Genomic DNA, 25503 nt, shown 5'->3' on the forward strand with positions numbered 1-25503 from the left:
CGCACGATTCAGCCCCACAAGTCGTCGGAGGATCGTCTTCGGTTCCCGGTGTCGCAGCCTTTCTCGTGGAGTGATCACTGATTACCGTCAGGGAGCGGCTCGGATTCGCCCGCCGTCCGTGCCCGGGAGAGAATTCCCGGCGAACGATGTCCGGTCCTGTCCGGCGGCTCCGACGTCTCCGGCAGAAGGCACCGGGGCGGTGCCCGCCGAGAGGAGTCAACCGTGAAGTACATGATCATGATGATGGGGTCGCAGAAGGATCTCGAGACCATGGGCGGCACCTGGAGCGCCGAGGACGCCACGGCCCTGCACGAGTTCATGGGCAAGTGGAACAACGACCTGGTCGAGACCGGCGAGTTCGTCGACGCGCAGGGCCTCTCCCAGCCGGCGCACGCGCGCCGCGTCTCCCTGCGTGACGGCGCTCCCGTGGTGACGGACGGCCCGTACGCCGAGACGCAGGAGGTCCTGGTCGGCTACACGATCGTCGACTGCGCGAGCTACGACCGCGCGACCGAGATCGCGGCCAAGCTGGCGGACACCCCGTTCCCGGCGGACCACGATCTCGACCGCGACTGGTACGTCGACATCCGGCCGTGCGCCGACAGCTTCGAAGAACTGGAGCTCTAGATGCCGGACAGCGGCGTCGAGGACCTGCTGCGTGAGCTGTCTCCGCAGGTCCTCGGCGCCGTCGTCCGCCGGTACGGTCACTTCGACCTGGCGGAGGACGCGACGCAGGAGGCGCTTCTCGCGGCCACGACGCAATGGCCCGCCGAGGGGCGCCCGGACAATCCGCGCGCGTGGCTGATCACGGTCGCCTCGCGGCGGCTGACCGATCTGCTGCGCGCCGAGCAGGCACGGCGCCGTCGCGAGGACACCGTCGTCCAGTGGACGCTGCCGGAGGAACACCTCGCGCCCGCGGCGGACCGGCGGGCCGCCGATTCCGACGACACGCTCATCCTGCTCTTCCTGTGCTGCCACCCGTCGCTGTCACCCGCGTCGCAGATCGCGCTGACGCTGCGGGCGGTCGGCGGCCTCACCACGGCGGAGATCGCCCGCGCGTTCCTGGTGCCCGAGGCGACGATGACGCGGCGGATCAGCCGCGCGAAGACCGGCATCAAGACGAGCGGTGTCCCGTTCGGCATGCCGCCGGAAGCCGACCGCTTGGCGAGGCTCGACGCGGTGCTCCACGTGCTGTATCTGATCTTCAACGAGGGGTACGCCAGCACGTCCGGCCCCGAGCTGCTGCGGGCCGAGCTGTCCGCCGAAGCCATCCGGCTGACCAGGATCGTCCATCGGCTGCTGCCGGACGACAGCGAGGTCACCGGGCTGCTCGCGCTGATGCTGCTCACCGATGCCCGCCGTCCGGCGAGGACGGGGCCGGACGGCGGGCCGATCCCGATGTCCGAGCAGGACCGGAATCACTGGAACGGCGAGTACGTCGCCGAGGGCGTCGCGCTGTTGTCGGCCGCGCTGCCGCACGGGCCGACCGGGCAGTTCCAGATCCAGGCGGCGATCGCCGCGGTGCACGACGAAGCTCCGAGCGCCGAAGAGACCGATTGGCCGCAGATCGAGGCGCTGTACGAACTTCTGCTGCGCCTTTCGGACAATCCCGTGGTGGCGCTGAACCACGCGGTGGCCGTCGGGATGGCGAGAGGACCGCGGGAAGGCCTGGCGGCCTTGGAAAAGCTCGGCGACCGGCTCTCCGGCGATCACCGGTTCCCCGCCGCCCGCGCGCATCTGCTCGAAATGGCCGGGGACACCGCCGGCGCTGTCGAGTCCTATGTGGAGGCCGCTCGGCGCGCGACGAACCTTCCGCACCAAAGGTATCTGCGGTCACGCGCCGCTCGCCTGCGCTCGTGAGTGGTGAGGACGGTTAGGGCGGACCGGTCTTCGCCTACCTACCGCGGACCTGCACGAGGCTCGCGTCCGGATCGTCCTCACCACTCACGAGTTCGTACGGGTCAGCAGCTGAGCAACAGCCCGGTGATCGCCGTGCAGGTCGACGAAGCGGTGTTGTTGCCCGCGTTCGGGTCGGCGACCGAACTCTGCGTGATCTTCGCGGTCGTCTTGACCGGCCCGAGGGTCAGCAGCCCGGCGCCCACCGTGAACTTGGCCGTGGCACTGGCCCCGGACGCGAGCGACGGGAAGTCGCAGTTGACGACCTTCGTGCCGCTCGGGTGCGAGCAAGCGGACGAGCCGGTGAAGCCCAGCCCGTTGCCGAGGGTCGACACCACCCGGATCCCGGAAGCCGCGGCGGGGCCCGCGTTCGTGACCTTCACCGTGTAGTCGATCGACGACGTCAGGACCCCACGCGGGGACGCGGTCAGCGTGACGCCGAGGTCGGCGTTGCTCGACGTGCCGGTGACGGTCAGCACGGGACCGTCGAGGATCTCGAAGCTGTAGTTGTCGCCGACGAACTGGTGCTGCAGGGTGACGCTGCCCAGCGGGGCGTCGTCCTTGACCCGGAAGGTGAACAGCACGGTCTTGCTCTGACCGGGGGTCACCGAGCCGACACCGCCCCGGATACTGCCGCCGAGCATGTCGCAGGCGAACGCGCCGGGACAGGACACCAGGTCCACGATCGCGGGAAGCGAGGATTCCTTGCCGTAGAGCGTCGCCTTGCCACCTTCGATGGTGGACGTCGCGTCGGCGTTGTAGACGGTCTGGGAGACGGTGAACGTCTGTCCACGTTGGACAGTTGTCGGAGATACCTCCACCGCGCTGGTCGGCGGGGCCGCGACGGCGGAGGCCGGCGCGACGAGCGTGATCGTGGCCACCGCGGCCACCAAAGACAGGAGCGAGGCTCTTCGAAGCTTCATCGGTACTCACTATTCCGGTCGGGGGCTTTTCGCCGATCGGTGCGGACAACGATCAGTCGCCCCGGAACGGACATTCGTTACCGGTGTCTCCCGCCAGGTGGCCCGACGTCCTCACCCGCTCGGAGTAGTCACTTTCGCGTTCCGAGTGCACAACACGGGTCTTCGGTCAGAAGTTCGATCATCGGCTCGTTCCCAAGCTGTGACAAAGCGGCTGATCATGACGACGTCGCGCCGCCCAGGGGCGCCGGAAGCGCCGGACGACTCGCGGTCGCCCGGGCTTACGAAGACGGATCGACCTGGGTGATGCGCACGGTGACCTGGTTGTCGGCGTAGGTGTAGGCCACGTATTCGAATTCGACGCCGGTGCGTTCGACGTATTCCAGCCAGGCCTTGTGCTCGTGTTCCTGCCAGCCGGGGTAATTGAAGAACTCGTCGAAGTGCACGATGCTGCCCGGCCGCAGGCGCGGGCCCGCCAGATCGAGCACGGTTTTCGCCGAGCTGTACAGATCGCCGTCCACGTGCAGGAAATCGACGGCGCCTTCGTGCTTCTCGAGAAAGCCGGGAAGGGTGTCGGCGAAAAGACCGACGACGAGTTCGGCACCGGGGACGTCCGGCAGATCGTCGCGCGCGAAAGAACCGGCGGGCATCCCGTTGAGCCAGTTCTCCGGCAGGCCCTGGAACCAGTCGAAACCGTAGGTCTCGACACCCCCGCGTGCCTTCGCGATCACCCGCAGTGTGTTCCCGCTGGCGACGCCGAATTCGAGCGCCATTCCGCCTGACGGGGCAAGGGAAAGCGCGTACGCGAGCGTCTCCTGCGGGCGCGCGAAGTGTTTGGTCCCGGTCAGGTTCTCCCTGGCGAAACGGTTGCTGTCCCGCGCCGCGTCCTGATCGCCGGCGTAGATCATGTCGCGGCGGCTGCGGATTTCGAACTCGATGACGCGGTCGTAACAGCGATCCCCTTGCCGGACGATCTCCGCGCGCAGGTCCGCGGCGACCCGTTCCAGTTCCTCCGTATAAGGATCATGGAATCGCCGCGCGAGCCGGTGCAGGCCCCGGCCGAGGGTGCCTCGGGCCGATCGGCCCAGGGTTTTCAGGGCTGAATGGGGTACCAGGTGACGCATTCCGGGACGATACACCAGCACCGTTCGGGTGAACGGATCCAGAACGCCCGAAGCCGATTTCGTTGCGGTAACCGAGGGGTCCGCTCCTAGCATCGCGTTCACCGCCGGTGATCGTTCACCGGCAAGGAAAAAGGAGCACGATGAGCCGGATCGTCATCTTCGGGGCGGGCGGACGCGCAGGGCGTCGCGCGGTCGCCGAAGCCGTGAACCGCGGACATCAGGTCACCGCCGCCGTCCGGGACCCCCGGCGGCACGCGGATCTCGCCGGGGACCACGTCACCTTGACCGCCGCCGACGTCACCGTCGCGGACGACGTCGCGAAGGCGGCCGCCGGGCACGACGCCGCGATCAGTTCCGTCTACCGCGCGGATCTCCCGTCGCGGGAGTACTACCCGGCCGCCGCGCACGCGCTGATCGACGGCCTCGGCCGGGCCGCCGTCGCGCGGCTGGTCGTCGTCGGCGTCGGATCGGCGCTGGAGATCTCACCGGGCGTCGCGTTCCACGACCAGCCCGGCTGGCCGCCGGAACACCGCGAGTTCTCGCTCGGGCACACTGCGGAACTGGAGGTCTTCCGCGCGTCCGGCGAGCGCCTCGGCTGGGTGATCATCGCGCCGCCGCCCGTGCCGCTCGACGAACACGCCGCCCGCACGGGCGAGTACCGCAGCGGTGACCACCGGGTGCTGCCACGCGCGGAGGACGCGGGGCCGTTCTCCTACGCGGATCTCGCGGTCGCGCTGGTCGACGAGATCGAACGGCCGAAGCACTCGAAGGCGATGATCGCCATCGACCACTGACCGGAGGCCTTCACGGAACAAACCTCAGCGCTCGGGGCTGTCCCCGCCGTTCTGCTCCGCCAGGAACCGCTCGAACTGGTTGCCCAGCTCCTCGGCGGTCGGCATGTGCTCGACGGATTCCGCGAGCAGGCTTTCCTTGCTGGACGCCTCCATGAACGTGTCGTACTGCTGCTCCAGCGCGCGCACGACGTCGGCGACCTTCTCCGATCCGGCGACCTGTCGGGCGATCTCGGCTTCCGCCTCCTGCGAGGCCTCCCGCAGGTCGTCGTCCGGCAGGTTCAGCCCGGTCGCCTCGGCGACGGCTTCGAGCAGGTGCAGCGCGGCGCTCGGGTACGTCGAGTCCGCGAGGTAGTGCGGAACGTGCGCGGCGAATCCGGACGCGTCGTGTCCCCACTCGCCGAAGCGGAACTCCAGCAGCCCGGCGACACTGCCCGGAACCTGCATCCGGTTGGGCAGCGGCCGGTGGTCGCCGACCAGGTCGTCCCGCGTCGCGTGCGCGGTCACGCCGAGCGGGCGGGTGTGCGGCGCGCCCATCGGGATGCCGTGGAAACCGGTGGTGAGCCGGACGTCCCAGCGTTCGACCAGGCCGCGCACGGCCGCGCAGAACCGCTCCCAGTCGTGGTCCGGTTCCGGGCCGGTGAGCAGCAGGAACGGCACGCCGTCGTCGTCGTGCAGCAGGTGGACGACCAGTTCGGGGGCGTCGTAGGCCTCCCAGCGGTCGATGGAGTAGGTCATCGTCGGGCGGCGCGAGCGGTAGTCGATGAGGCGGTCGACGTCGAAGCGCGCGACCACGCGGTGCTCGGAGGAGTTCAGGAGGTGCTCGGCGACGAGCTTGCCCGCCGACCCCGCGTCCATGAACCCGTCGAAGTAGTGCAGGAGCACGGCCCCGCCGAGGTCAGGGACGTCCGAGTCCACCTCGTACAGGTCTTCCGGGTCCAGCGCCACCAGATCCTCCAGGTTTCGTGCGTACAACCTTCTACGGGTGGCAACGCCCCGATAGGGGGTATCCATTCCGCCGACCGTGTCCGGAATCCTATCGGCCCGTGACAGGTGTCGTGGGCGGTCCGCGCCGAGGTGGTGCAGGCTGAGTGAGTGACTGAAGAGACAGCAACGGCGGAACGGCTCACCCTGCGCCCGCCCGCCAACCGGGTCAGCCGTCGCGCTATCGGCTACTGGGCGGTGTGGGCCGCGGTCGGCTGGGTGATCGTCGTCGGCGTCCAGGCGGTGTTCGTGTTCACCAGCGACGACGCGCCGACGTGGCTCGTGGTGACGCTGACGATCTCGTGCGTGCTCGCCCCGCTGCATCTGCTGGTCATGCCGCAGTGGCGGTACCGGATCCACCGCTGGGAGGTCACCGGCGAGGCCGTGTACACCCAGGAAGGCTGGCTCAAGCAGGACTGGCGGATCGCGCCGATCTCGCGGATCCAGACCGTCGACATCGAACGCGACCCGGTCGAGCAGCTGTTCAAGCTGGCCAAACTCACCGTGACGACGGCGTCCGCCGCGGGCCCGGTCAAGATCTCCGGTCTCGATCACGCCGACGCGCTGGCGCTGGCCGCTTCACTCACGAAGACCACACAGGCCACCCCGGGTGACGCGACATGAGCACCGAGGCCCTGCCGGAGGCCGACGTCGACCAGTGGCACCGCCTCGACCGCCGGATGCTGCTGATCCGCCCGGTGCTCGACATCGTCAAATCGCTGCCGGTGCTGATCGGGACGGTGCTCCTCGGCCGCGGCAACGGCTGGGAGTGGATCGGCCTTGGCGTCACCGCCGTGACCGTGTTCGTCGGCGTCTCGCACGTGCTCACTTCGCGCTACCGCATCGCCGACGGCCAGGTGGAATGGACCACGGGCCTGTTGCTGCGCAAGCATCGCGCGATCCCGCTGGACCGGATCCGCACGGTCGACGTCACCTCGGAGCCGAAGCACCGCCTGTTCTCCCTCAGCGCCGTGCGCATCGGCACCGGGCGGCATTCGGTGGGCCAGGGCTCCAGCGGCGACCAGCTGGTGCTCGACGCCGTCAGTGAGACCGAGGCACACCGCCTGCGCACGGTTCTTCTGCACCGCAAGGAAGTCCCCGCCGAGGCCGAGACCACGCCGCCGCCGGAGCAGGTCGTGGCGGAGGTCGACCGGAAGTGGGTGCGGTACGCGCCGTTCACGCTGTCCGGGCTCGCCGTGGTGGGCGCGGTGTTCGCCGCCGTCTGGCATTTCGCGCACCAGCTGAACATCGACCCGGAGAACGTCGGGCCGCTGCGCGACCTCATGGACGATCTGGCGAACACGGCGTTGTGGCTGATCGTGGTCGTCGCGGCGGTCGCCCTGCTGGTGGTCGTCTCGCTGCTTTCCGTCGGCGGCTACGTGCTCTCGTTCTGGAACTTCAGGCTCACCCGCGAGACCGAGGGCACCCTGCACGTCCGGCGCGGGCTGATCACCACGCGTTCGGTGTCCATCGAAGAGGAGCGGCTCCGCGGCGTCGAGGTCAAGGAACCGTTGCCGCTGCGGATCGCGGGCGGAGCACGGCTCACCGCGATCGCCGGCGGGCTGCGCGAAGGCAAGGGCGGGGACAAGGGCGGCGGGCTCCTGCTGCCGCCCGCGCCCGTCGGCCGGGTCCACGAGGTCGCGGCCGAAGTGCTGCGCGAGAACTTCGACCCGGCCACCGTGCCGCTGGACCGGCATCCGCGACGGGCGCTGACCCGGCGGCTCACCCGGGCGATCGGCGGCGTGCTGTTCCTGGCGGCGGCGCTGTACGGCCTGTACTGGATCGACTTCCTGCCGGCGTGGATGTGGCAGGTCGCGCTCGGCCTGCTGCCGTTCGCGGCGCTCGTGGGCTGGGACGGCTACCGCAATCTCGGCCACGCGATCGTCGGGCGTTACCTGGTCAGCCGCTCCGGCTCGCTGGCGCGCGCGACGGTGGCGATCCGGCGTGAAGGGGTCACCGGGATCGTCGTCAGCCGCTCGTTCTTCCAGCGTCGTGCCGGTCTGATCACCGTGACCGCGCCGATCGCGGCGGGCCGGGGCGGCTATCAGGTGGTCGACGTCGGCGAATCGGCCGGGCTGGCGATGGCGGAACAGGCCGCGCCCGGTCTGCTCACTCCGTTCCTGCGACGGGAGGCTCAGCGGTAGCCGGTCACGTCCGCCGGTTTGCCGGGATCCTGGACCTCGACGAGATAGCGCCAGGAGTCGGGACGGCTGCCGTCGAGGTCGGTGAATCCGTATTCCTTCGCCAATTCACCACTGGACATCGATTTCCCGTTCCAGCGGGCGACATCGGTATCACCGGCCAGCGCGGCGACCGCCCTCCCGACGTACGCCGGGCTTTCAGAAATGGCGAAATGGGGCTGTACCTTGGTGGCGTCCCGCCAATTCTCTTCGGTCACCCGATAAGCGTCGAGCATGGCCTCGGAACGCAACCAGCCCGGCGTGACCGCGACCGCGGTACCGCCGTGTGCCGCCAATTCGTGGGCGAGCGCGAACGCCATCCGGTTCACCGCGGTCTTGGCAAGGTCGTAGAAGAAGGAAACGCGGTAGTTTTCCGCGTTGTACCCGGTCGTCCCGTCGTTGACCTCGACGACCAGCGCGCCCGGCCTCCTGATCATGAGCGGGATCGCGAAATGGCTGGTGATGGCGTGTGTGTCGACGGCAAGCCGCAGTGTCCGCAGTCCGGTGTCCAAAGTGGACTCCCAGACGGTCCTGCCCCATTCGATGGGCGCGCCGTAGATGTCGTTGACCAGCACGTCCAGCGCGCCCTGCTCGGCGTCGATCCGTTCCACCAGTTCGCGGACCTCGTCGGCCACCAGGTGGTCGACGGCGACCGCGATCCCGTGCCCGCCCGCTCCGTCGACCAGCGCCGCGGTCTCCTCGATCGTCTCCGGGCGGTTCATTTCCGATCTCCGCGAACCGGTGCTGCGGCCGGTCACGTAAACGGTCGCACCGGCGACACCCAGCTGGACCGCTATTCCCCGGCCCGCCCCGCGGGTCGCCCCGGCGACCAACGCGATCTTGCCCGCCAATGGCTTTTCCATCGCCCGAACCTAGCAAGAAGTCAGCTTGTTCGTGGACCAAAGTCCCTGGTCCGCTTTTCACACAATGTGCTACGTTCTTGACTCTTTGTGATTGGCCCCGGCGAGAGGTCGAGATGACACCTGCCGCACGATCCCTGGACACCGCTCCCCCGAAACGCACTCCCGGTGCCAGCAGTTCACGCAAAGTGCTCCAGTTGCTGCTGTCCTTTTCCGAACGCCGCTGGGACGCGAGCGTCGCCGAACTCGCCGCGAGGATCGGCACTCCTGTGGCGACGACGTATCGCTATGTCGCGTTACTGAAAGAGCTTCAACTTCTCGAGGAGGGAAAAACAGGCCGATATCATGTGACGAGCCAGGTGATGCCGCTCGCGAGGGCCGCGCAACTGGCGAACGACCTGGCCCGGCTGGCCCGCCCGGCGATGGAAGAGGCCGCCCGAGACCTCGGCGAGACCGTGTTGCTGTTCCAGCATTTCGGCGATTCCGCGGTCTGCGCGGACCGTGTCGAATGCGAACGCGCGATGCGGTTCACCTTCCAGCCGGGCCATTCCGTCCCGCTCGGCTCCGGCGCGTCGGGCAAGATGCTGCTCGCCATGCTGCCGGAGGGCGAACGCGAACGACGGCTTTCGTCGATCGTCCAGCGTCGCGGCCCGAGCGTGCGGGAAGAGGTCAAACGTGCCGGGGCGAACCGGTATTCGGTCAGCTGGGGCGAACTGGACGAAGGCGTCTGGTCGTGCTCGGTGCCGATCCCGAGCACCGGTCACCGCCCGGCGGTGCTGACCCTCGCCGCTCCCGCGACCCGGATCAGCGACGACGCGAAACGCGCCGCCATCGTCACGCTCCAGTCGTACGCGAGCAGGATCCACCGCGCCGTTTCGTCGTTCTCCCTCTAATTCGCGCGCGCCCGCGCGCCGCGACGGGGTAGAACTCGATCCGTGATCCGACTCGCCGAACCCGAAGACCTGCCCGCGCTCCAGGACATCGAGCGCGCCGCGGGCGAACCGTTCCGCGCACTCGGCATGGCCGCGATCGCCGACGACGACCCGCCGTCGATCGAGGACCTCACGAACTTCCGGAACGCGGGCCACGCCTGGGTGTACGACACCGGCGACGGCCCGGTGGCGTACCTGCTCGCCGAGGTCGTCGACGGCCACGGCCACATCGAGCAGGTGTCCGTCCATCCGGATCATGCGCGGCGCGGGCTCGGGCGGCGGCTGATCGAGCACGCCGCGGAGTGGGCAGCGCGCGAAGGGCTCGCGGGGCTGACGCTGACGACGTACGCCGAAGTGCCGTGGAACGCGCCGTACTACGCGCGTCTCGGCTTCGAGGTTCTCGACGAAGAGAGCCTCACCGAGGGCCTGCGTGCCGTCCGCGCCGATGAGATCGCCCGCGGGCTGGACGCGTGGCCGCGGGTGACCATGCGGCGCATTTCCCGGCCGGCACGGAAAGCGTGAGGGCGGAGGAGATTTCGCGGGCGACGCGGTGACCGGATGGCGATCGCCGATTCCGTGAAGGCCTCCTTGAGGGACCCAGAGTCCCTCAAGGAGGCCTTCACGGACCGGACCGGCACGACCCACCCTGCCGAAGATGACCCGCGCGGGGGGTCGGATTGGCCGCCGCTGTCGAACGTGTGTTCTACTGTCCGCGCCGGCCCCGGAGGGGGAAGCTCCGCGGGCCGGCACCGGACTTCAGGGAGGCACGGATGGCGGTCAAGATCACCCATCTCACCAACGGCCAGCAGGTGCGCTTCGCCAACGCGGACGGCGCCCGGCGCTACGCCGAGATCATGGGCGGCGGGGTCGACAAGTGGCGGTTCACCGTGGTCAGCGGGCATGAGCGCCCGGAATTGTCGGGGCGGGTCGTTAATGTGCCGGTATGGCGTATGACTTCCAGGTGACCGTGGACTCCGCTCATCCGCACGACCTCGCCGACTGGTGGGCCGAGATGCTCGGCTGGCAGGTCGAGGGGAGCAACGAGGAGTTCATCCGCGAGATGGTCGCGAAGGGGTACGCCCAGGAGGAGTCGACCACCACGCACAAGGGTGCCCTGGTGTGGAAGGACGGCGCGGCGATCGTCCACCCCGAGACCAAGCAGCGGTTCCTCTTCCAGCTGGTACCCGAAGGAAAGACGGTGAAGAACCGCCTGCATCTCGACATCCGGATGGGGGCGGACAAGATCGAGGCCGAACTCGAACGGCTGACCTCCCGCGGCGCGACGTTCCTGCACCGCGGCAAGCAGGGGCCCGCCGAGTGGATCACGATCGCGGACCCGGAGGGCAACGAACTCTGTCTCTCCTGAGGCGGGCCCGCGAGGGCCCGTCACTGGGGGTGTCATGAAGGGACCTGGTCCCGTCGGCTGTGCCCTTCATGACCGAGCGCGCGGCCCTCGTGCGCGTCAGGCTCCGCGATTCGCTTCGAGTCGCGGAGCGTGGCCTGAAGGGGCCTTTCATGGCGAGATCTGCCACGAAAGGCCCCTTCATCACGTCCGGCCTCCGCTTCGGGGGTGGACGCCAAGGTGTCCGGTCCGTGAAGGCCTCGGCGATCGCCACTCTCGCCCCAGCGGTCACCGCGGCCGCGCGTGAAGCCCCAGTACATGAAGGCCCCCTTCCTTGCGCCTGGCGTAAGGAAGGGGGCCTTCATGTACCGCAAGCGACAAGGGCGCCGGTGCCGAGCCGGTCAGGTGGGTCGTGAGTGGCGATCCGGGGGTGAACGCCAAAGGCGTCCGGTCGAAGGCCCCGGTCCGTGAAGGCCTCCTTGAGGGACCCAGAGTCCCTCAAGGAGTCCTTCACGGACCAAGACCCGGCACTCACCGCGAGTTGCTCCCCCGCCAAGCCACGTAGTCCGCGACCGCAGCCGCGACGTCGAAAGCCGGTTCGAAGCCGGTGTCCTCGGCGAGCCGGGTGATGTCGAGATGCGGTCCGGGCTGTCCTCCCGGCCGGAGGTCGAGCCGGAGCCCTGGAGTGATCGCCTCCAGCGCGCCCGCGAGTTCGCGGTTGAGCGACGGCCGCCCGCGGGACACGTTGTAGGTGTCGTGCCGCAGCTTCTCCGCGCTCATGAGCATGGCGATCGCGCGCCCCGCATCAGGCGCGTAGCAGCTGTCGCCACCGTCGTCGGCCAGCAGCGGCGACGGCCGCTCGCCGCGGAGAACCGCGCTGATGTACGGCGGAATGGGGTTGAACGGCGACTCCGGATCCATCAGCGGACCCCAGATGCTCCCGATCCGCAGCACGACCGGCTGGACCCCGCTGCCCGCGAGGGCGTGCGTGGTCAGGGCCTCCACGGCCTTCTTGAAGGCGATGATCAGATGTGGTAGTTCCACCGAGGGCAGGGCGAGTTCCTCGTGCCACGGGGAATCCGCCTGTCCGATGTAGACACCGAGGCTGCTGGCGACGGCGAACCGGCGGACGCCCCAGGTACGCGCGGCGTCCAGCGCGTTGAGCAGGGCGGTGGTGTCCGCGCGGAAGAAGCCGACCGGGTCCTCACCGGGGATGGTTCCGGCGAGATGGACGATGTCCCCGATGTCGTGGCGGTCGGCGAGCGCCAGGAAGGCGTCCCGGTCGGTGACGTCGAGAGGTTCGACGGTCACCTCGCCGTCGAGGAACGACGGGACCTCGGTGCGGTGATGGGCGGTGACCACGACGTCGTGGCCGAGGTCGGTGAGCGCGCGGGCGGTGTGGGCGCCGATCATGCCCAGCCCTCCGGTGACGAGGATCATCGGCCGACGCCGTAATGGAGGTGGGTCACGCCGGGCGCAGGGATCGCTTGCAGCAGACGGAGTTCCACGTGTTCCGGCAGTTCGTTGAAGAACCTCCTGCCCTTGCCGAGCAGGATGGGCACCTGGTGGAGGATCACCTCGTCGACCAGTCCCGCGGCCAGCGCGGAGGTGACCAGCCCGCCGCCCATCAGGCCGACGTCCTTGGTCCCGGCGATCTCGCGCGCGGCGGCGACGGCGTCCTCGACGCCGGTGGTGATCACGGTCTGCCGGCCACTCGCTTCGGGCACGGGGCAGTGGCTGACGAGGACCATCGGCACCGCCGGGTGCGGGCTCCCGCCGCCGAAGCGGCCGGAATGCTCGTAGGTGGTGCGCCCGACGACGATCGCGCCGATGCGGCTCGCGATGGTGTCGAAGAACCGCGCGCTCGGTTCGCTCAGTTTGAAGCCGTCGAACACCTCGCTCGGGGTGTCGCCGTCGAAGTACCAGTCGAACAGCGTCGGCGCGTCGCCGAGCCCGCTTCCGAACTCTTCGGCGCCCTCGGGCAGCTTTCCGCTGATGAAGCCGTCCACGGAGACGGCGAGGCCGGTGAAGACCTTGCTCATGGCATTCCTCCCAGTATTCGTTTCGTTCGTTCGAGGTGGGCGGCGATACCCCCAGGACCGCCGTCCACCTCGCGGACCGGTGGCCAGCCCTGTTCCTTCGCGTACTTCGCGACGCGTGCGGCCAGTTCGGCCCCCGGTCCTTCCCCCGCGACCAGCACCGGCTCCGGATCGGCCCCCAGGCTCCGGGGATGCGCCGCCGCCCACTCCAGCACCGCCCGCGCCGCCGGGAACGCGGGCAGTCCGGCGGCGATCACCACCGCCCCGCAGCCCGCGACCCGTTCGGCGCCCGCCCCGTCCGGGGCGAACCAGAGCACCAACGGGGCCGCGGCACGATGCCCGGACGGCCAGTGCACCCGCGTGACGCCGCCCCGCATTCGCAGCTCGGCAACGCGCTGACCTGCTGTTTCGGCCATGACCTACCTTGTCACGGACGGGGCGCGGAAGGGAAAGACCGATCACGCATCACCTTCTTGCGCGGAACGCATCACCACGGCCGGGGCGAGCGGGGATACTCGACGCCATGTCCGAACGTCCCGCCGGGCCGCGGCTGCTGGGCATGCCTTCGGCCGCCGACGCGATCGAGCTCAAGCACCTGCGGGCGTTCGTCGCGGTCGCCGACGAACTCAACTTCGGCCGGGCCGCCAACCGGCTGTTCGTCTCCCAGCCCGCCCTCAGCCGCCAGATCAAGGCGCTGGAACAGCTGATCGGCTGCCAGCTGCTGCGCCGCTCGACCCACCGTGTCGAACTGACCCTCGCCGGCGAAGCCCTGCTCGGCGCCACGCTCCCACTGTTGTCCGACATGGACGACGCGATCGCCCTCACCCGATCGGTCGGCGGCGAAGTGAACGCGCGCGTCACCCAGCTGTGGAATTCGGTCATCGAGGACGGCGAGAGCGGGCTCGCCGCGATGCGGGAGGCCTTCGAAGCGCTCAACGCGCAGCTCCCCGTCCCGGACGGCACCGTGGTGCGGCCGGTCCAGACGGACGGCGTGTCCTCGCTGGTCGTCGCCCCCGGGCCGGGGCACCGACCGACCGTGCTGCACCTGCACGGCGGCGGCTACATCGCGGGCTCGGCCTTCGGATACCGCCCGCTGACCGGCGCGCTGGCGGCCGCGACGGGCGCCGCCGTGCTGGTGCCGGACTACCGGCTCGCCCCGGAGCATCCCTTCCCCGCCGCACTGGAAGACGCTCTCCGCGCCTACCGCTGGCTGCTCGGCCAGGGCACGGCCCCGGAGCGGCTGACCGTCAGCGGCGACTCGTCGGGCGGAGGGCTGGCGGTTTCCCTGCTGCTCAAGCTGGAACAGGAAGGCTTGCCCCAGCCCGGCAAAGCGGTCCTGCTGTGCCCGGCGATGGACGTGGTGGACCCGCCGGACGGCGGCACCCCGGTCGCGCGATGGTTCTCGCTCTACGTCCGTGACCACCCGCCGACGGATCCCCTGCTGAACGTCTTCGAAGGCGACCTGTCCGGGCTGCCGCCGATGCTCGTCCAGTCAGGCACCGAGGACGTGACGCTGCCCGAGACACGCCGCTTCGTCGACAAGGCCCGCGAGCAGGGGGCCGACGTGCGCTTCGACCTGTACCCGGTCAGCACGCACGTCTTCCACCTGTTCTGGTCGTTCCTGCCCGAGGCCGCGGACGCCCTCGAACAGGTCGCCGGTTTCCTCGGCGAGGACGAGAGCGGTTCCGCGGCCGAAGCAGGCTAGGCGAGCTTGTCCAGAGCGCGCGGCAAGGCCGTCGCGAGCTGGTCCAGTTCGGCCTCCCCGGCGATCAGCGGCGGCGAGACCGCGATCCCCTTGGCCAGGTTCCGCACCAGGACGCCTTCGTCGCGTGCCAGCCGCTGGAGCCGGTTCGCCGCGCCGGGGTTCGCCGCGACGACGTCGGCTTTCAGTTCGACCGCGGCGAGGAAGCCCAGCCCGGCCCGGACCTCGGCGACCAGCGGATGCGAGACCAGCCCGGAAAGCGCGTCCGCCAGCGGCTTCTCCAGCTCCCGCCCGCGCGGGATGAGCCCGTCGCGTTCGTAGATGTCCAGCGTCGCGTTGCCCGCGGCGCAGGCGACCGGATGCCCCGCGTAGGTCGCGCCGTGCCGCAGCACCGGCGCGCCCGGCTCACCGGTGAAGAACGGCTCGGCCACCCTCGGCGCGACGATCAGCGCGCCCAGCGGGATCGTCCCGCCGGTGATGCCCTTCGCGGTCGTGATCATGTCCGGTTTCACGGCCCACCGGTCGATCCCGAACCAGGTGCCGAGCCGCCCGAAAGCGGCGATCACGCAGTCCGCGACGAACAGCACGTCGTGCTTGCGGCAGATCTCGGCGACGGCCTCGATGTACCCGTCCGGCGGCAGCAGGACTCCGCCCGCGCCGATCACCGGTTCACAGAAGAACGCCGCGACCTTCTCCGGCCCGACCCGCAGGATCTCCGCTTCGAGCGCTTCGGCGCTGTCGTAGGGCACGTGCGAGATGTCGCCCGGCAGCGGCCCGAACCCGGCGGCGTTGGCCGCGATGCCGCCGACGGCCGTGCCGAATCCGTGCGTGCCGTGATACCCCTGCACCCGCCCGATGACGTGCACCTTCTCCGGGCGCCCGGTGTGCGCGAAGTACGAGCGGGCGATCTTGACGGCGGTGTCGACGACGTCGCCGCCACCCGATCCGAAGAACACCTTCGAGCCCGGTTCCGGGGTCAGCGCGGAGACCCGTTCCGCGAGCTTCAGCGCGGGTTCGTTGGCGTTGTAGCCGAACAGGTTGTACGAGTCGAGCGTCCGCAGCTGGTCCGCGACGGCCTGCGCGATCTCCTCGCGTCCGTGCCCGAAGTTCGCGTACCAGAGCGACGCGGTCGCGTCGAAATACCGCTTCCCCTCGTCGTCCCAGACGTAGGAACCCTCACCGCGGGTGATGACGAGCCGGTCACCGTCGACCGCTCCCATGTCCGCGAAGGGGTGCCACAGCGGATTGCGCGCGGACGCCGACGAAACCATGATCTTCCTCCTCGTGCTCGTGGCCCCCATCCTCACCCGGATCCGGCCGCGACGCGAACACTCCATCGTGCACATTTCACCCGGCGGACCTCGCCGGTCTGTCGCGCAACCTCCGGTGATTTTCCAACACCATCCCAACGGCCCTTGACCAGCGTCGGTCGATCCTGTTGTTTGATGAGTGAGTTTGTTCAAAGTTGAGCATTCTGGGAGGAACTTTATGCGTCGTCTCGCTGGCGCGCTCGTCGCCGCCTGCACGCTCACCGCCCTCTGCGCCGTTCCGGCGGCAGCCGACGAAAGCGCACCACCACCGGTCGCGACACCGCCGATGGGCTGGAACAGCTGGAACAAGTTCGGCTGTGACATCAACGAAAAGCTGATCAGGGAAACCGCCGACGCCATGGTGTCGTCCGGGCTGAAGGCCGCGGGCTACCAGTACGTCAACATCGACGACTGCTGGGCGGAAAAGAATCGCACGCCCGACGGGAAGTACGAACCACACCGCACACGATTCCCCAGCGGGATCAAGGCGCTGGCCGATTACGTCCACGGCAAAGGCCTGAAGCTCGGCATCTACACCAGTGCCGGCACGGAAACCTGCGCGCGGACCATGCCCGGTTCGCTCGACCACGAAGACGTCGACGCGCGGACGTTCGCGGACTGGGGTGTCGATTACCTCAAGTACGACAACTGCAACAACCAGGGCCGGCCCGCGCTGGAGCGGTACACGAAAATGGGCGAGGCGCTGAAGAAGACCGGCCGCCCGATCGTCTACGCCCTGTGCGAATGGGGTCAGAACAAGCCCTGGGAATGGGGCAAGAACGCCGGTGCGCAGTTGTGGCGCACCACCGGCGACATCACCGACACCTGGGCCAGCATGACGAGTCTTCTCGACCAGCAGGTCGGCCTGGAGGCCTACTCCGGACCGGGCGGCTGGAACGACCCGGACATGCTGGAGGTCGGCAACGGCGGCATGACCGACACGGAGTACCGCTCCCACTTCGCGCTCTGGTCGCTGCTCAACGCCCCGCTGCTGGCGGGCAACGACCTGCGCTCGATGTCCGAAGCGACCAAGAAGATCCTGCTGAACAAGGACATTCTCGCGGTCGACCAGGACTGGGGCGGCAAGCAGGGCCACAAGGTCCGCGACGACGGCGACACCGAGGTCTGGGCCAAGCCGATGTCCGACGGCTCGAACGTCGTCGTGCTGTTCAACCGCGGCGGCGCCCCGGCGACCGTGTCCGCCACCGCGAAGGAGATCGGTGCCCCGGCCGCCTCCGGCTACCGGGTCCGGGACCTGTGGACCGGCGGCGAGACCGAGTCCGCCGGAACCCTGCGGGCCGGGCTGCCGAGCCACGGCTCGGCGACGTTCCGCGTCTGGCCGTCGAACCGGCCGCAGGCCGCGCCGCATACGACGCTTTCCCTGCTGTCACCCGAATACGCCGCCGTCGACAAGCCGTTCACCACGACGCTCAAGGTGTTCAACGACGGCCGCACGCCGGTGCGGTCGGGCACGGTGAAGCTGACGGTCGGGGCGGGCTGGAAGCCGGACGGCCGGACCGAGGTGCGGGTCCCCGCCATCGCGCCGGGGAAGTCGTGGGAACAGAGCTGGACCGTGCGCCCGTCGTCCCCCTCCGGTGAGCGCGTCGAGATCTCCGGGCGGATCGACTACCGGACCACCTGGGGCGCGCGGACGTTGACCGCGAGCGGAAGCGCTCCCCTCGTGACGCCGCCGGCCGCCGGGACGAGCGCGCTGTCGAAGGCGGCGTTCATGACGGCGGAGAACGGCTACGGGCCGGTGGAACGCGGGACCAGCAACGGCGAATCGGGCGCGGGTGACGGCCGTGAGATGAGCATCGGCGGCGTGACCTACGACGACGGTCTGGGCGTCCACGCGCCGTCGAAGGTCCGGATCTACCTCGGCGGCGGATGTTCGTCGTTCACGTCGTCCGTCGGGGTCGACGACGAGAAGGCCGGAGGCAGCGTGGCTTTCGAGGTCGTCGGCGACGGCAAGCGCCTGGCGAACACCGGTGTGCTCAGGCGCGGCCAGGCCGCCCAGCAGCTTTCCGCGCCGTTGAGCGGAGTCCAGGTGCTGGACCTGGTCGTCACGGACGGCGGTGACGGGGTCGACTCCGACCACGCGGACTGGGCGGGCGCCACCTTCACCTGCTGATCCCCTTCCGCACGCTATGAACGGTCCGTTCCTCGCAAATTTTGCGAGGAACGGACCGTTCATAGCGTCCCGGGCGGGGATGGCGGATGCGGGCGGGCCGAGCGCTCTCGCGTGATCAGGCGCCGCACACGCGAGTTCGCCGTCCAATCACGCGAGTTCCGCGCCCAATCACGCGAGTTACGTCTTCGGTCCGGAAGCGGCCCGGCGCCCCTCAAGCACCCCGGCGCTCGTAAGCGCCCAGAAGCTGCTTCTCCGCATCCCGCAGGTACTTCTCCAGCGCCGTTTCCGCAGGCCCGAACCGCCCGCGTTCGAGGTCCCGCAGGATCCGCTCGTGCCGCACCAGGAACGGCTCGAAGAACGCGCGAGTGTTCTCCGCCAGCACGAAGAACAGCCGCGTCTCCGCCAGCACCTGACGCATCGTCGAGCTGACCCGCTCGCTGTCCGCCAGGTCGCCCATCGCTTGGTGGAACGCGATACTCGCGGTCCCGACGGCTTGCCAGTCGCCTTCGTCGGCCGCCGCGCGGCCCGCCCGCACCGCGGCCCCGATGCCGGAAAGATCCACGGTGGACAGTTCGGACGCACGCCGCAGCGCACCGCATTCGGTGACCCGCCGCATGACGTAGAGGTCCGAGATGTCCTGCGCGGTCAGCTCGCGCACGAACACGCCGCGGTTGAGTTCGTGCACCGCGAGCCGTTCGTGCGCCAGCAGCTGGAAGGACTCACGCAGGGTGTTGCGCGAAACGCCCAGCGCGGCGCTGATCGATGGTTCGGAAAGCCGCGACCCCGGCGGGAAGACGCCTTCCGTGATGCGCTGTCGCAGGATCTCGGCGACCCGTTCCGCTGTCCCGCTCCGTTCGAGCAGGGGCCTGTCGCGGGCCAGCGTCTCCTCGGCGGCAGGAGTGGACATGGCGTTACCTGACGCCGAGTTCGAAGTCGAGACTGTACCGGTTGCCCGGCATGGCGCCGGCCGCCTTCGCGCCGTCGATCGGGAGCGCGACGCCGTTGATGAAGCGCGATTCGTCGCTGGCCAGGAAGACGACGGCCTTCGCGACCTCCCAGGCCTCGCCGACCCGGCCGGCGGGCGTGCTCGCGGTCAGCTGGTGTTGTTTCGCCTCGAAGTCCTCGGGCGACGCGAGCGTGCCGCGCAGCATGTCGGTGTCGACGGCGCCCGGGTTGACCGTGTTCGCGCGGATCCCCTGGTGCGCGTGCGCGACGGCGATCGACTTCATCAGGCCGACCAGCGCGTGCTTGGTGGCGTTGTACACCGGGTCGGCGGGACGGCCCATCACACCGCCGTTGGACGACGTCGTGATGATGCTGCCCGCCTTGTTCGCGATCATGTGCGGCAGCACCGAGCGCGTGCCGAGGAAGGCGGCCCGCACGTTCAGCGCGAAGATGTTGTCGAATTCCGCCAGCGTGGTGTCGGACAGGGGTTTCCCGAGGTGGATGCCGACGTTGTTGAACAGCACGTCGATCCGGCCGGTCTCGGCGAGCACGCCGCGCACGAACTCGTCGACCTGGCCTTCGTCGGTCGCGTCCACAAGGGAGTGTGCGGCGCCCTCGACGGTTTCCGCGGGTTCGCGGATGTCACTGGAGAACACGGTCGCGCCCTCGGCGACGAACTCCTTCACGGTGGCGAGACCGATTCCCCTCGCACCACCGAAGACCACCGCGACCTTGCCTGCCAGCCGGCCCATGCTCATCTCTTCCCTCTCGACGTGATCGCTGTGTAGTCCTCCGGGAGCCGTACCAGCGCCCCGGGTTCTCCGTGATAGGTGACTTCGACGCCGTACAGTTCGCGCGCCGCCTCCACCGAGACGTAGCCGTCGACGACGTCGGCGAGCACGGCTTCCGGTTCCCGGTCGAACGGGTCGCCGTAGCCGCCACCACCGGGCAGGACCACGTCGACGACGTCGTCCGGCCGCAGGTTCACCCGGCTCTTCGACGGCAGGTCCGCGCCCTCGGAGAGCCCGAACCGGCCGACCGCGCCATCATGCCCCGAGTCCACACCGGACGCAGGGCGGAGCACGCGATCGACGTTCCCGTTGACGCTCCACGAAATCTCGCCGCGCGCCGCCATCGATGTACGCTGGCCGAGGCCGCCACGCCGTCGTCCCGCACCGCCCGAGTCGGTGCGCAGAACGCGTTCGCGCTGGACGAGCGGCGCCATCGTCTCGATGACCTCGGTCGGCGTGGACCGCAGCCCGCTCGGGAATCCGGTGGCACCAAGACCGTCCTTTGTGGATCGAGCGCCGATCCCGCCGGTCTGGAAGACGTTGAGCATGAACTCGCGGCCCCCGGCGTCCGCGCCGCGCCAGATCGTCATCCACAACGCGTCCGCGCTGTGCGCCAAAGCGTTGCCGGGCAACGCCTCGTGCAGTGCGGTGATCAGCAGGGACGGCAGGAAATGCCCGATCAGGTGCCGCGACGCGACCGGCGCGGGCGGCGTGCAGTTCAGCACCGATCCCTCCGGCGCGGTGACGCGCACCGGCCGGAACGAACCCGCGTTGTGCGGAACCTCGGACGAGATGGCCGCCTTGACCGCGAACGAGGCGTACGCCCTGGTGTAGTTCAAGACTACGTTGATCCCGCGACGGCTCTGCGGCGACGATCCGGCGAAGTCGAGATGGATCTCCTCGCCGTCGATCGTCGCGGTGACCTTGAGGACGACCTCCTCGTCGTCGAACCCGTCGGTCACCAATTCGCTGGTGTACGTGCCGTCCGGCAGTTTCGCCACCGCGTCCCGCAGCGCCCGCTCGGACCGGTTCATGATCTCCGCTGCGACGTCGTCCAGCGAATCGAGCTCGAATTCCTCCAGCAGCCGCACCAGGCTGGCGGCGCCGACCTCGTTTCCGGTGACCTGGGCGTACAGATCGCCGATGGTCTCTTCCGGGGTGCGGACGTTCGCGCGGATCACCAGTTCGAGATCCGCGTTCACCTCGCCCGCGCGGAGGAACTTCATGATCGGCAGGCGCAAGCCCTCTTCGAAGACCTCGGTGGCCTCGGCCGAGACCAGCCGCCCGCCGATGTCCGGGGCGTGGCAACAGGAAGCGAACCACGCGACCAGCCGTCCGCGCAGGAAGACCGGGGTGGCGACGGTGATGTCGTTGATCTGCCCGGCGGTCTGCCACGGGTCGTTGGTGAGCAGGACGTCGCCGGGTTCCAGGCGCTCCGGCGGGTACGCGGCGACGAAGTGGTGCATCCCGGTCGCCATCGCGTTGATGTGGCCGGGGGTCCCGCCGACGGACTGGCCGATCATCTCGCCGCGCGAGTCGAACACCGCGCAGGCGAGGTCGAGCGATTCCCGGACCACGGACGAGAACGCCGTGTTGACGAGCGCGTTCTGCTGTTCGGCCAGGATCGAGTGCAGCCGGTTGCCCAGCACCCCCACCAGGATCGGGTCGACGCTCACACCGTCACCACCAGACTGGCGTCTTCGCCGACCACGCAGTGGGCGCCCGGAGGAACGACCACGGTGGACTCACGTTCCTCCACGATGGCCGGGCCTTCGACGCGATCACCCGCCTTGAGCAGATACCGGTCGAACACCGCCGTGTCGACAAACCCACCTTCGGCGGGAAAGTACGCCGGCCGTGTCCCCTTGCGCGCGTCGCCTTCGGCCTCGGCGCCCGCGAGTTTCAGCGTGACTTCGGGTGACGGGCCGCTGGAAACGACCCGCCAGTTGAGCACCTCGATCCCGACGTCCGGCCCGGTCCGCCGGTACAACGTCCGGTACGTCTCGGTGAAGGCGTCGACCAGCGACTCCGGCCACTGCCCCGGTTCGACCGGAACGCGGATCTCGTAGCCCTGTCCCGAATACCGCATCTCGGCGATCCGGCGATGCGTCACCCGGGCGCCGTCCACACCGGACTTCTCCAGCAGTTCCCCGCCCTCGGCCTCCATCTCGGCGAACAACGCGTCGACCCGCTCCCACGAGAGATCGACGACCGCCGCCCGCGCGGAACGCACGAAGTCGAAGGCCAGCGGCGCGGTGAGGAATCCGGCCGCGCTCAGCACCCCGGCCGCCGGCGGGGCGACCACCTCGGGCGCGCCGAGCGCGCGTGCCACGCCGACACCGTGCACCGGTCCGGCGCCGCCGAAGGTGAACATCGGCAGCTTCGCCGGATCCTTGCCGCGCTCGACGGCGTGGACGCGAGCGGCGTTGGCCATGTCCTCGTTGACGCTGGTGTGGATGCCCCAAGCGGCCTCTTCGACGCTGACGCCGAGCGGTCCGGCGATCTTCGAGCGGATCGCGTCGCGCGCGCCCTCGGCGTCCAAAGTCATTCCGCCGCCGAGGAAATACCTCGGGTCCAGATAGCCGAGAACGAGGTCGGCGTCGGTCACGGTGGGCTCGGTGCCGCCTCGTCCGTAGCAGACCGGGCCGGGCTCGGACCCCGCCGAATCGGGGCCGACGGTGAGCAGGCCGAGCGCGTCGATGCGGGCGATGGATCCGCCGCCGACGCCGATCTCGATCATGTCGGTGACCGGGACCTTGACCGGCAGCCCGGATCCCGGTAGCAGCCGGTACTTCCGGTCCACCTCGAACTCGTGTGTCACCAACGGGGTACCGCCGGAGATCATGCACAGTTTCGCCGTCGTGCCGCCCATGTCGAACGCCAGCAGATCGTCGACACCGGCGGCGGATCCGATCGCGGACGCGGCCAGCGCCCCGCCAGCCGGACCGGATTCGAGGATGCGGATCGGGTACCGCGCGGCCGTGTCGACGGTCGCGATCCCGCCGTTGGACAACATGATGTGCGGCGACGGCCGCACCCCGGCCTCGTGCAGGCGCCGTTCCAGGTCACGCAGATAGCGTTCGGTGAGGTCCTGGACGTAGACGTTCGCGACCGTGGTGGACGCGCGTTCGAATTCGCGGATCTCGGGGACGACCTCGCTCGACAGCGCGATCCGCAGCCTCGGCGCGACCTCGTGGAGCACCTCGGCCGCCCGCCGTTCGTGCGCGGGATTGGTGAAGGCGTGGAGGAAGCAGATCGCCACGGCGTCGATCCCGCGGGCGTCGAGCTCGCGACCGAGCCGCGCGACATACTCCTCGTCCAGTCCTGTGTGGACGGTTCCGTCGGCGAGGATCCGCTCGGGGACGTCGAACCGCAGGTGACGCGGGACCAGCGGCGTCGGGAGCTCGATCAGCAGGTCGTACAGTTCGTAGCGATGTTCGCGCCGCATCTCCAGCACGTCGCGGAAACCGGCGGTCGCCAGCAGCGCGGTGCGCGCTCCCTTGCGTTCGATGAGCGCGTTCGTGACCAGCGTGGTGCCGTGCACGAACTGCTCCACGTCGCCCGCGTCCAGCCCGGCGTCGGCGAGTGTCCTTTTCAGACCTTCCTCGACGGCGCGAGCCGGTTCGTCATGCGTCGTCAGGACTTTGCCGACGGCGACGACGCCGGTCCCGTCGAGCACGCAGAGATCGGTGAACGTGCCGCCGATGTCCACGCCGACGCGGAGCCCGGTCACGAAGAACCCTTGCGATACCAGCGCGGCGAGGTGTTGAGCGGCGGCGCCATCTTCGCGCGGACGACCAGCACGTTCGGCTCGTCGGACTCGACGAACTCGCCGAGCAGGCGGCGGAACGCGCGTCCGAATCCGGAGACGCGGTCCGCGTGCACGCCGAAAGACCTCGCCAGGCCGACGAAATCGGGGCTGTCCCAGTCGACGCCCCGGCGCGGCAAGCCCGCCCGATCCTGGTCGTAGCGCAGCATCCCGTACCCGCCGTCGTCGACGATGATCGTCGTGACCGGCAGCTGTTCCTGCGCCAGCGTGGCGAGATCGCCGCAGCCGAACAGGAAACCGCCGTCACCGCTGACGCAGATCGCCCGCCCGGCGCCCGCGGCGGCCGCGCCGAGCGCCGCCGGGAAACCGTAGCCGAGCGTGCCCCAGCCCATCGGGTACGCGAGTTTGCGCGGTGCGCGGACGCGGTGGAACCCGCCGATCCAGTATCCGGCCACGCACATGTCCGCGACCACGACGGCGTCGGGCGGGAGCACTTCGTCCAAAGTGGACAGCAGGTCGGCTGCCTGCGGCTCCTCTTCCTTGATCCGCCGCCGGACCCGGGCGGAGACCTTGGCGAGCCTGCCGACGAGTGCCGCTATCCCCGCCCGTTCCTCGACTTTCAGCGCCTCGGTGAGCACACGGGCGTCCCCGACCAGCGTGATGTCCGGCTGGTAGTTCTTGGCCGCGTCGTCCGGGTCGACGTTGATCGCGATGAGTTTCTTCGGCTGCGGCATCAGCCAGTTCTGCGTCATCAGCCCGTCGAAGTCGGTGCCGATGGCGAGGACGACGTCGGCCTCGTCCCACAGCGCGCCGACCTCGGGCGCGTGCACCGGGTTCGGGGCGAGACAGGGATGGTCGACCGACAGGAGCCCGCGGGCGCCGAACGTGGTGAGCACCGGGGCGGCCAGCCGTTCGGCGAGTTTCCCGATCGCCTCACCGGCGCCGGCCCGCAGCGCGCCGCCTCCCGCCCAGATCAGCGGCTTGTCGGCGGTCGCCAGCATCGCCTCGGCCTCGGTGAGATCCGGGATCTCGGACGGCCGGGCGTGCGACCTCGGCGGACGGCGGGCGGGCGTCCGCTCCGACAGGAAGTCGGCCGGGATGCCGAGGTAGACGGGTCCGCTCTGCGGCTGGAGCGCGAGCCGGGCCGCGCGGTGCAGCGTGGCGGCGACCTGGTCGGCGCTCGGGACGGTGAACCCGGCCTTGGTGACCGGCGCGAACATCGCCTGCTGGTCCGACGTCTCGTGCAGCACGCCGCGGACCACGCCGGGCCGCCGCAGCGTCGAGGGGATGTCGGTCGCGATGATCAGGACGGGCGCGGCCGAGGCCATCGCCTCGCCGACCGCCGCCAGCGTGTTCGCCGCGCCGGGTCCCGTGGTCACGAGCGCGACGCCGAGCTTCCCCGTCGCGCGGGCGTACCCGTCGGCCGCGTAGCCCGCCGTCTGCTCGTGCCGGACCCCGACGAGCCGGATGTCCGTCTCGGCCAGCGCCTCCCATAACGGCAGGTTGTGCACCCCGGGGAGACCGAAGACGACTTCGGTCCCCAGAGCGGTCAGCGCGTCGGCCAGATGCTGGGCTCCGGTGGGTGAAGGCACCCCGCCGATAGTGCCAGATCGTTCAACGATCCAGCAACCATCCGGCCCAGTACCTCGTGAGTGGCAAGGGCGGTTCCGTTGAGGGGCAGGAGGGTGCCCTGTCGGGTGCCAAGTCCGTGAAGGCCTCCTTGAGGGACTCTGGGTCCCTCAAGGAGGCCTTCACGGACCGGTGCCGGAGGTGTGAAGGTGCCGCGA

24 protein-coding genes and 1 pseudogene are annotated in these 25503 nt (G+C 69.6%); 12 read left to right on the forward strand and 13 right to left on the reverse strand.

The window, feature by feature from the left end; all coding sequences use genetic code 11:
• Positions 1 to 231: 231 nt before the first annotated feature.
• A complete protein-coding gene (locus tag AB0N89_RS11660; protein ID WP_364203595.1) occupies positions 232 to 627 on the forward strand; it encodes a YciI family protein in 396 nt (131 codons plus the stop codon).
• Positions 628 to 1860, forward strand: coding sequence for a sigma-70 family RNA polymerase sigma factor (locus AB0N89_RS11665; RefSeq protein WP_364203387.1), 1233 nt, complete (start codon positions 628 to 630; stop codon positions 1858 to 1860).
• A gap of 101 nt (positions 1861 to 1961) precedes the next feature.
• Here AB0N89_RS11665 and AB0N89_RS11670 read toward each other — a convergent pair whose 3' ends face one another.
• Positions 1962 to 2819: a DUF11 domain-containing protein gene (locus tag AB0N89_RS11670; protein WP_364203389.1), complete on the reverse strand. Its 858-nt coding sequence runs from the start codon at positions 2817 to 2819 to the stop codon at positions 1962 to 1964.
• Between the two features lie 278 nt (positions 2820 to 3097).
• Positions 3098 to 3940 (reverse strand): class I SAM-dependent methyltransferase, encoded by an 843-nt coding sequence (locus AB0N89_RS11675; RefSeq protein WP_364203392.1) that lies wholly within the window; start codon positions 3938 to 3940, stop codon positions 3098 to 3100.
• A gap of 140 nt (positions 3941 to 4080) precedes the next feature.
• Here AB0N89_RS11675 and AB0N89_RS11680 point away from each other — a divergent pair, with 140 nt between their 5' ends.
• Positions 4081 to 4734 (forward strand): NAD(P)H-binding protein, encoded by a 654-nt coding sequence (locus tag AB0N89_RS11680; RefSeq protein ID WP_364203395.1) that lies wholly within the window; start codon positions 4081 to 4083, stop codon positions 4732 to 4734.
• A 24-nt stretch (positions 4735 to 4758) separates the two neighbouring features.
• Here the strand turns inward: AB0N89_RS11680 and AB0N89_RS11685 are convergent, their stop codons facing one another.
• The gene (locus AB0N89_RS11685) at positions 4759 to 5679 is read right to left on the reverse strand and encodes a PAC2 family protein (RefSeq protein WP_364203398.1); all 921 of its coding nucleotides are present in this window, start codon (positions 5677 to 5679) and stop codon (positions 4759 to 4761) included.
• A 147-nt stretch (positions 5680 to 5826) separates the two neighbouring features.
• Between AB0N89_RS11685 and AB0N89_RS11690 the strand changes: the two genes are divergently transcribed.
• Both AB0N89_RS11690 and AB0N89_RS11695 read left to right on the forward strand, forming a co-directional pair.
• Positions 5827 to 6339, forward strand: coding sequence for a PH domain-containing protein (locus AB0N89_RS11690; protein ID WP_364203401.1), 513 nt, complete (start codon positions 5827 to 5829; stop codon positions 6337 to 6339).
• Positions 6336 to 7859 (forward strand): PH domain-containing protein, encoded by a 1524-nt coding sequence (locus AB0N89_RS11695; protein WP_364203404.1) that lies wholly within the window; start codon positions 6336 to 6338, stop codon positions 7857 to 7859. Before AB0N89_RS11690 ends, AB0N89_RS11695 begins: the two co-directional genes overlap by 4 nt.
• Here AB0N89_RS11695 and AB0N89_RS11700 read toward each other — a convergent pair.
• Entirely contained in the window at positions 7850 to 8758 is a 909-nt protein-coding gene (locus AB0N89_RS11700) for an SDR family oxidoreductase (RefSeq protein WP_364203407.1), read from the reverse strand. The genes AB0N89_RS11695 and AB0N89_RS11700 overlap by 10 nt on opposite strands.
• Positions 8759 to 8871: 113 nt before the next feature.
• On the opposite strand from AB0N89_RS11700, the pseudogene AB0N89_RS11705 reads away from it, so the two are divergent.
• The 5 genes and pseudogenes from AB0N89_RS11705 to AB0N89_RS11725 form a co-directional block, all read left to right on the forward strand.
• Positions 8872 to 9066 (forward strand): annotated as a pseudogene (locus AB0N89_RS11705) (helix-turn-helix domain-containing protein); the annotation flags it as partial.
• A gap of 51 nt (positions 9067 to 9117) precedes the next feature.
• Positions 9118 to 9648 carry an IclR family transcriptional regulator C-terminal domain-containing protein gene (locus AB0N89_RS11710; RefSeq protein ID WP_364203598.1) on the forward strand — a complete coding sequence of 177 codons (531 nt, stop codon included), beginning with the start codon at positions 9118 to 9120 and terminating at the stop codon, positions 9646 to 9648.
• 42 nt (positions 9649 to 9690) lie between these two features.
• Positions 9691 to 10209: a GNAT family N-acetyltransferase gene (locus AB0N89_RS11715; RefSeq protein ID WP_364203410.1), complete on the forward strand. Its 519-nt coding sequence runs from the start codon at positions 9691 to 9693 to the stop codon at positions 10207 to 10209.
• A 248-nt stretch (positions 10210 to 10457) separates the two neighbouring features.
• A complete protein-coding gene (locus tag AB0N89_RS11720; protein WP_093932797.1) occupies positions 10458 to 10652 on the forward strand; it encodes a hypothetical protein in 195 nt (64 codons plus the stop codon).
• Positions 10631 to 11053 (forward strand): VOC family protein, encoded by a 423-nt coding sequence (locus tag AB0N89_RS11725; RefSeq protein WP_364203413.1) that lies wholly within the window; start codon positions 10631 to 10633, stop codon positions 11051 to 11053. Before AB0N89_RS11720 ends, AB0N89_RS11725 begins: the two co-directional genes overlap by 22 nt.
• A gap of 507 nt (positions 11054 to 11560) precedes the next feature.
• Here AB0N89_RS11725 and AB0N89_RS11730 read toward each other — a convergent pair.
• The 3 genes from AB0N89_RS11730 to AB0N89_RS11740 are packed head-to-tail and all read right to left on the reverse strand — an operon-like array spanning position 11561 to position 13484.
• Positions 11561 to 12469, reverse strand: a complete 909-nt coding sequence (locus AB0N89_RS11730) for an NAD(P)-dependent oxidoreductase (protein ID WP_364203416.1) — start codon at positions 12467 to 12469, stop codon at positions 11561 to 11563.
• Positions 12466 to 13071, reverse strand: coding sequence for a dihydrofolate reductase family protein (locus AB0N89_RS11735; RefSeq protein WP_364203418.1), 606 nt, complete (start codon positions 13069 to 13071; stop codon positions 12466 to 12468). The genes AB0N89_RS11730 and AB0N89_RS11735 overlap by 4 nt, the downstream gene beginning before the upstream one ends.
• Positions 13068 to 13484 (reverse strand): alpha/beta hydrolase fold domain-containing protein, encoded by a 417-nt coding sequence (locus tag AB0N89_RS11740; RefSeq protein WP_364203421.1) that lies wholly within the window; start codon positions 13482 to 13484, stop codon positions 13068 to 13070. Before AB0N89_RS11740 ends, AB0N89_RS11735 begins: the two co-directional genes overlap by 4 nt.
• Before the next feature lie 107 nt (positions 13485 to 13591).
• On the opposite strand from AB0N89_RS11740, the gene AB0N89_RS11745 reads away from it, so the two are divergent.
• Positions 13592 to 14773, forward strand: coding sequence for an alpha/beta hydrolase fold domain-containing protein (locus AB0N89_RS11745; protein WP_364203424.1), 1182 nt, complete (start codon positions 13592 to 13594; stop codon positions 14771 to 14773).
• Here the strand turns inward: AB0N89_RS11745 and AB0N89_RS11750 are convergent.
• Positions 14770 to 16041: an aspartate aminotransferase family protein gene (locus tag AB0N89_RS11750; RefSeq protein WP_364203427.1), complete on the reverse strand. Its 1272-nt coding sequence runs from the start codon at positions 16039 to 16041 to the stop codon at positions 14770 to 14772. The two genes, AB0N89_RS11745 and AB0N89_RS11750, sit on opposite strands and share 4 nt — an antisense overlap.
• Before the next feature lie 217 nt (positions 16042 to 16258).
• On the opposite strand from AB0N89_RS11750, the gene AB0N89_RS11755 reads away from it, so the two are divergent.
• A complete protein-coding gene (locus tag AB0N89_RS11755; protein ID WP_364203430.1) occupies positions 16259 to 18211 on the forward strand; it encodes an NPCBM/NEW2 domain-containing protein in 1953 nt (650 codons plus the stop codon).
• A 211-nt stretch (positions 18212 to 18422) separates the two neighbouring features.
• On the opposite strand, the gene AB0N89_RS11760 is transcribed toward AB0N89_RS11755, so the two are convergent.
• The 5 genes from AB0N89_RS11760 to AB0N89_RS11780 are packed head-to-tail and all read right to left on the reverse strand — an operon-like array spanning position 18423 to position 25308.
• A complete protein-coding gene (locus tag AB0N89_RS11760; RefSeq protein ID WP_364203433.1) occupies positions 18423 to 19118 on the reverse strand; it encodes a GntR family transcriptional regulator in 696 nt (231 codons plus the stop codon).
• Positions 19119 to 19122: 4 nt separating this feature from the next.
• Entirely contained in the window at positions 19123 to 19908 is a 786-nt protein-coding gene (locus tag AB0N89_RS11765) for an SDR family oxidoreductase (RefSeq protein ID WP_364203435.1), read from the reverse strand.
• A gap of 2 nt (positions 19909 to 19910) precedes the next feature.
• Positions 19911 to 21623 carry a hydantoinase B/oxoprolinase family protein gene (locus tag AB0N89_RS11770; RefSeq protein ID WP_364203438.1) on the reverse strand — a complete coding sequence of 571 codons (1713 nt, stop codon included), beginning with the start codon at positions 21621 to 21623 and terminating at the stop codon, positions 19911 to 19913.
• On the reverse strand, positions 21620 to 23680 hold the full coding sequence (locus AB0N89_RS11775; RefSeq protein ID WP_364203441.1) for a hydantoinase/oxoprolinase family protein: 2061 nt from the start codon (positions 23678 to 23680) through the stop codon (positions 21620 to 21622). Before AB0N89_RS11775 ends, AB0N89_RS11770 begins: the two co-directional genes overlap by 4 nt.
• Positions 23677 to 25308 carry a thiamine pyrophosphate-binding protein gene (locus tag AB0N89_RS11780; RefSeq protein ID WP_364203443.1) on the reverse strand — a complete coding sequence of 544 codons (1632 nt, stop codon included), beginning with the start codon at positions 25306 to 25308 and terminating at the stop codon, positions 23677 to 23679. Before AB0N89_RS11780 ends, AB0N89_RS11775 begins: the two co-directional genes overlap by 4 nt.
• Positions 25309 to 25503: the final 195 nt, after the last annotated feature.

The sequence above is a fragment of the Amycolatopsis sp. NPDC089917 genome (assembly GCF_040684635.1).
Taxonomy (GTDB): Bacteria; Actinomycetota; Actinomycetes; order Mycobacteriales; family Pseudonocardiaceae; genus Amycolatopsis.

Bases quoted from the DNA above. Each gene is read 5' to 3' on its own strand.
- AB0N89_RS11660 (WP_364203595.1), top strand. From the start codon at position 232: ATGATCATGATGATGGGGTCGCAGAAGGATCTCGAGACCATGGGCGGC.
- AB0N89_RS11665 (WP_364203387.1), top strand. From the start codon at position 628: ATGCCGGACAGCGGCGTCGAGGACCTGCTGCGTGAGCTGTCTCCGCAG.
- AB0N89_RS11670 (WP_364203389.1), bottom strand. From the start codon at position 2,819: ATGAAGCTTCGAAGAGCCTCGCTCCTGTCTTTGGTGGCCGCGGTGGCC.
- AB0N89_RS11675 (WP_364203392.1), bottom strand. From the start codon at position 3,940: ATGCGTCACCTGGTACCCCATTCAGCCCTGAAAACCCTGGGCCGATCG.
- AB0N89_RS11680 (WP_364203395.1), top strand. From the start codon at position 4,081: ATGAGCCGGATCGTCATCTTCGGGGCGGGCGGACGCGCAGGGCGTCGC.
- AB0N89_RS11695 (WP_364203404.1), top strand. From the start codon at position 6,336: ATGAGCACCGAGGCCCTGCCGGAGGCCGACGTCGACCAGTGGCACCGC.
- AB0N89_RS11700 (WP_364203407.1), bottom strand. From the start codon at position 8,758: ATGGAAAAGCCATTGGCGGGCAAGATCGCGTTGGTCGCCGGGGCGACC.
- AB0N89_RS11710 (WP_364203598.1), top strand. From the start codon at position 9,118: ATGCCGCTCGCGAGGGCCGCGCAACTGGCGAACGACCTGGCCCGGCTG.
- AB0N89_RS11720 (WP_093932797.1), top strand. From the start codon at position 10,458: ATGGCGGTCAAGATCACCCATCTCACCAACGGCCAGCAGGTGCGCTTC.
- AB0N89_RS11725 (WP_364203413.1), top strand. From the start codon at position 10,631: ATGGCGTATGACTTCCAGGTGACCGTGGACTCCGCTCATCCGCACGAC.
- AB0N89_RS11730 (WP_364203416.1), bottom strand. From the start codon at position 12,469: ATGATCCTCGTCACCGGAGGGCTGGGCATGATCGGCGCCCACACCGCC.
- AB0N89_RS11735 (WP_364203418.1), bottom strand. From the start codon at position 13,071: ATGAGCAAGGTCTTCACCGGCCTCGCCGTCTCCGTGGACGGCTTCATC.
- AB0N89_RS11740 (WP_364203421.1), bottom strand. From the start codon at position 13,484: ATGGCCGAAACAGCAGGTCAGCGCGTTGCCGAGCTGCGAATGCGGGGC.
- AB0N89_RS11745 (WP_364203424.1), top strand. From the start codon at position 13,592: ATGTCCGAACGTCCCGCCGGGCCGCGGCTGCTGGGCATGCCTTCGGCC.
- AB0N89_RS11750 (WP_364203427.1), bottom strand. From the start codon at position 16,041: ATGGTTTCGTCGGCGTCCGCGCGCAATCCGCTGTGGCACCCCTTCGCG.
- AB0N89_RS11755 (WP_364203430.1), top strand. From the start codon at position 16,259: ATGCGTCGTCTCGCTGGCGCGCTCGTCGCCGCCTGCACGCTCACCGCC.
- AB0N89_RS11760 (WP_364203433.1), bottom strand. From the start codon at position 19,118: ATGTCCACTCCTGCCGCCGAGGAGACGCTGGCCCGCGACAGGCCCCTG.
- AB0N89_RS11765 (WP_364203435.1), bottom strand. From the start codon at position 19,908: ATGGGCCGGCTGGCAGGCAAGGTCGCGGTGGTCTTCGGTGGTGCGAGG.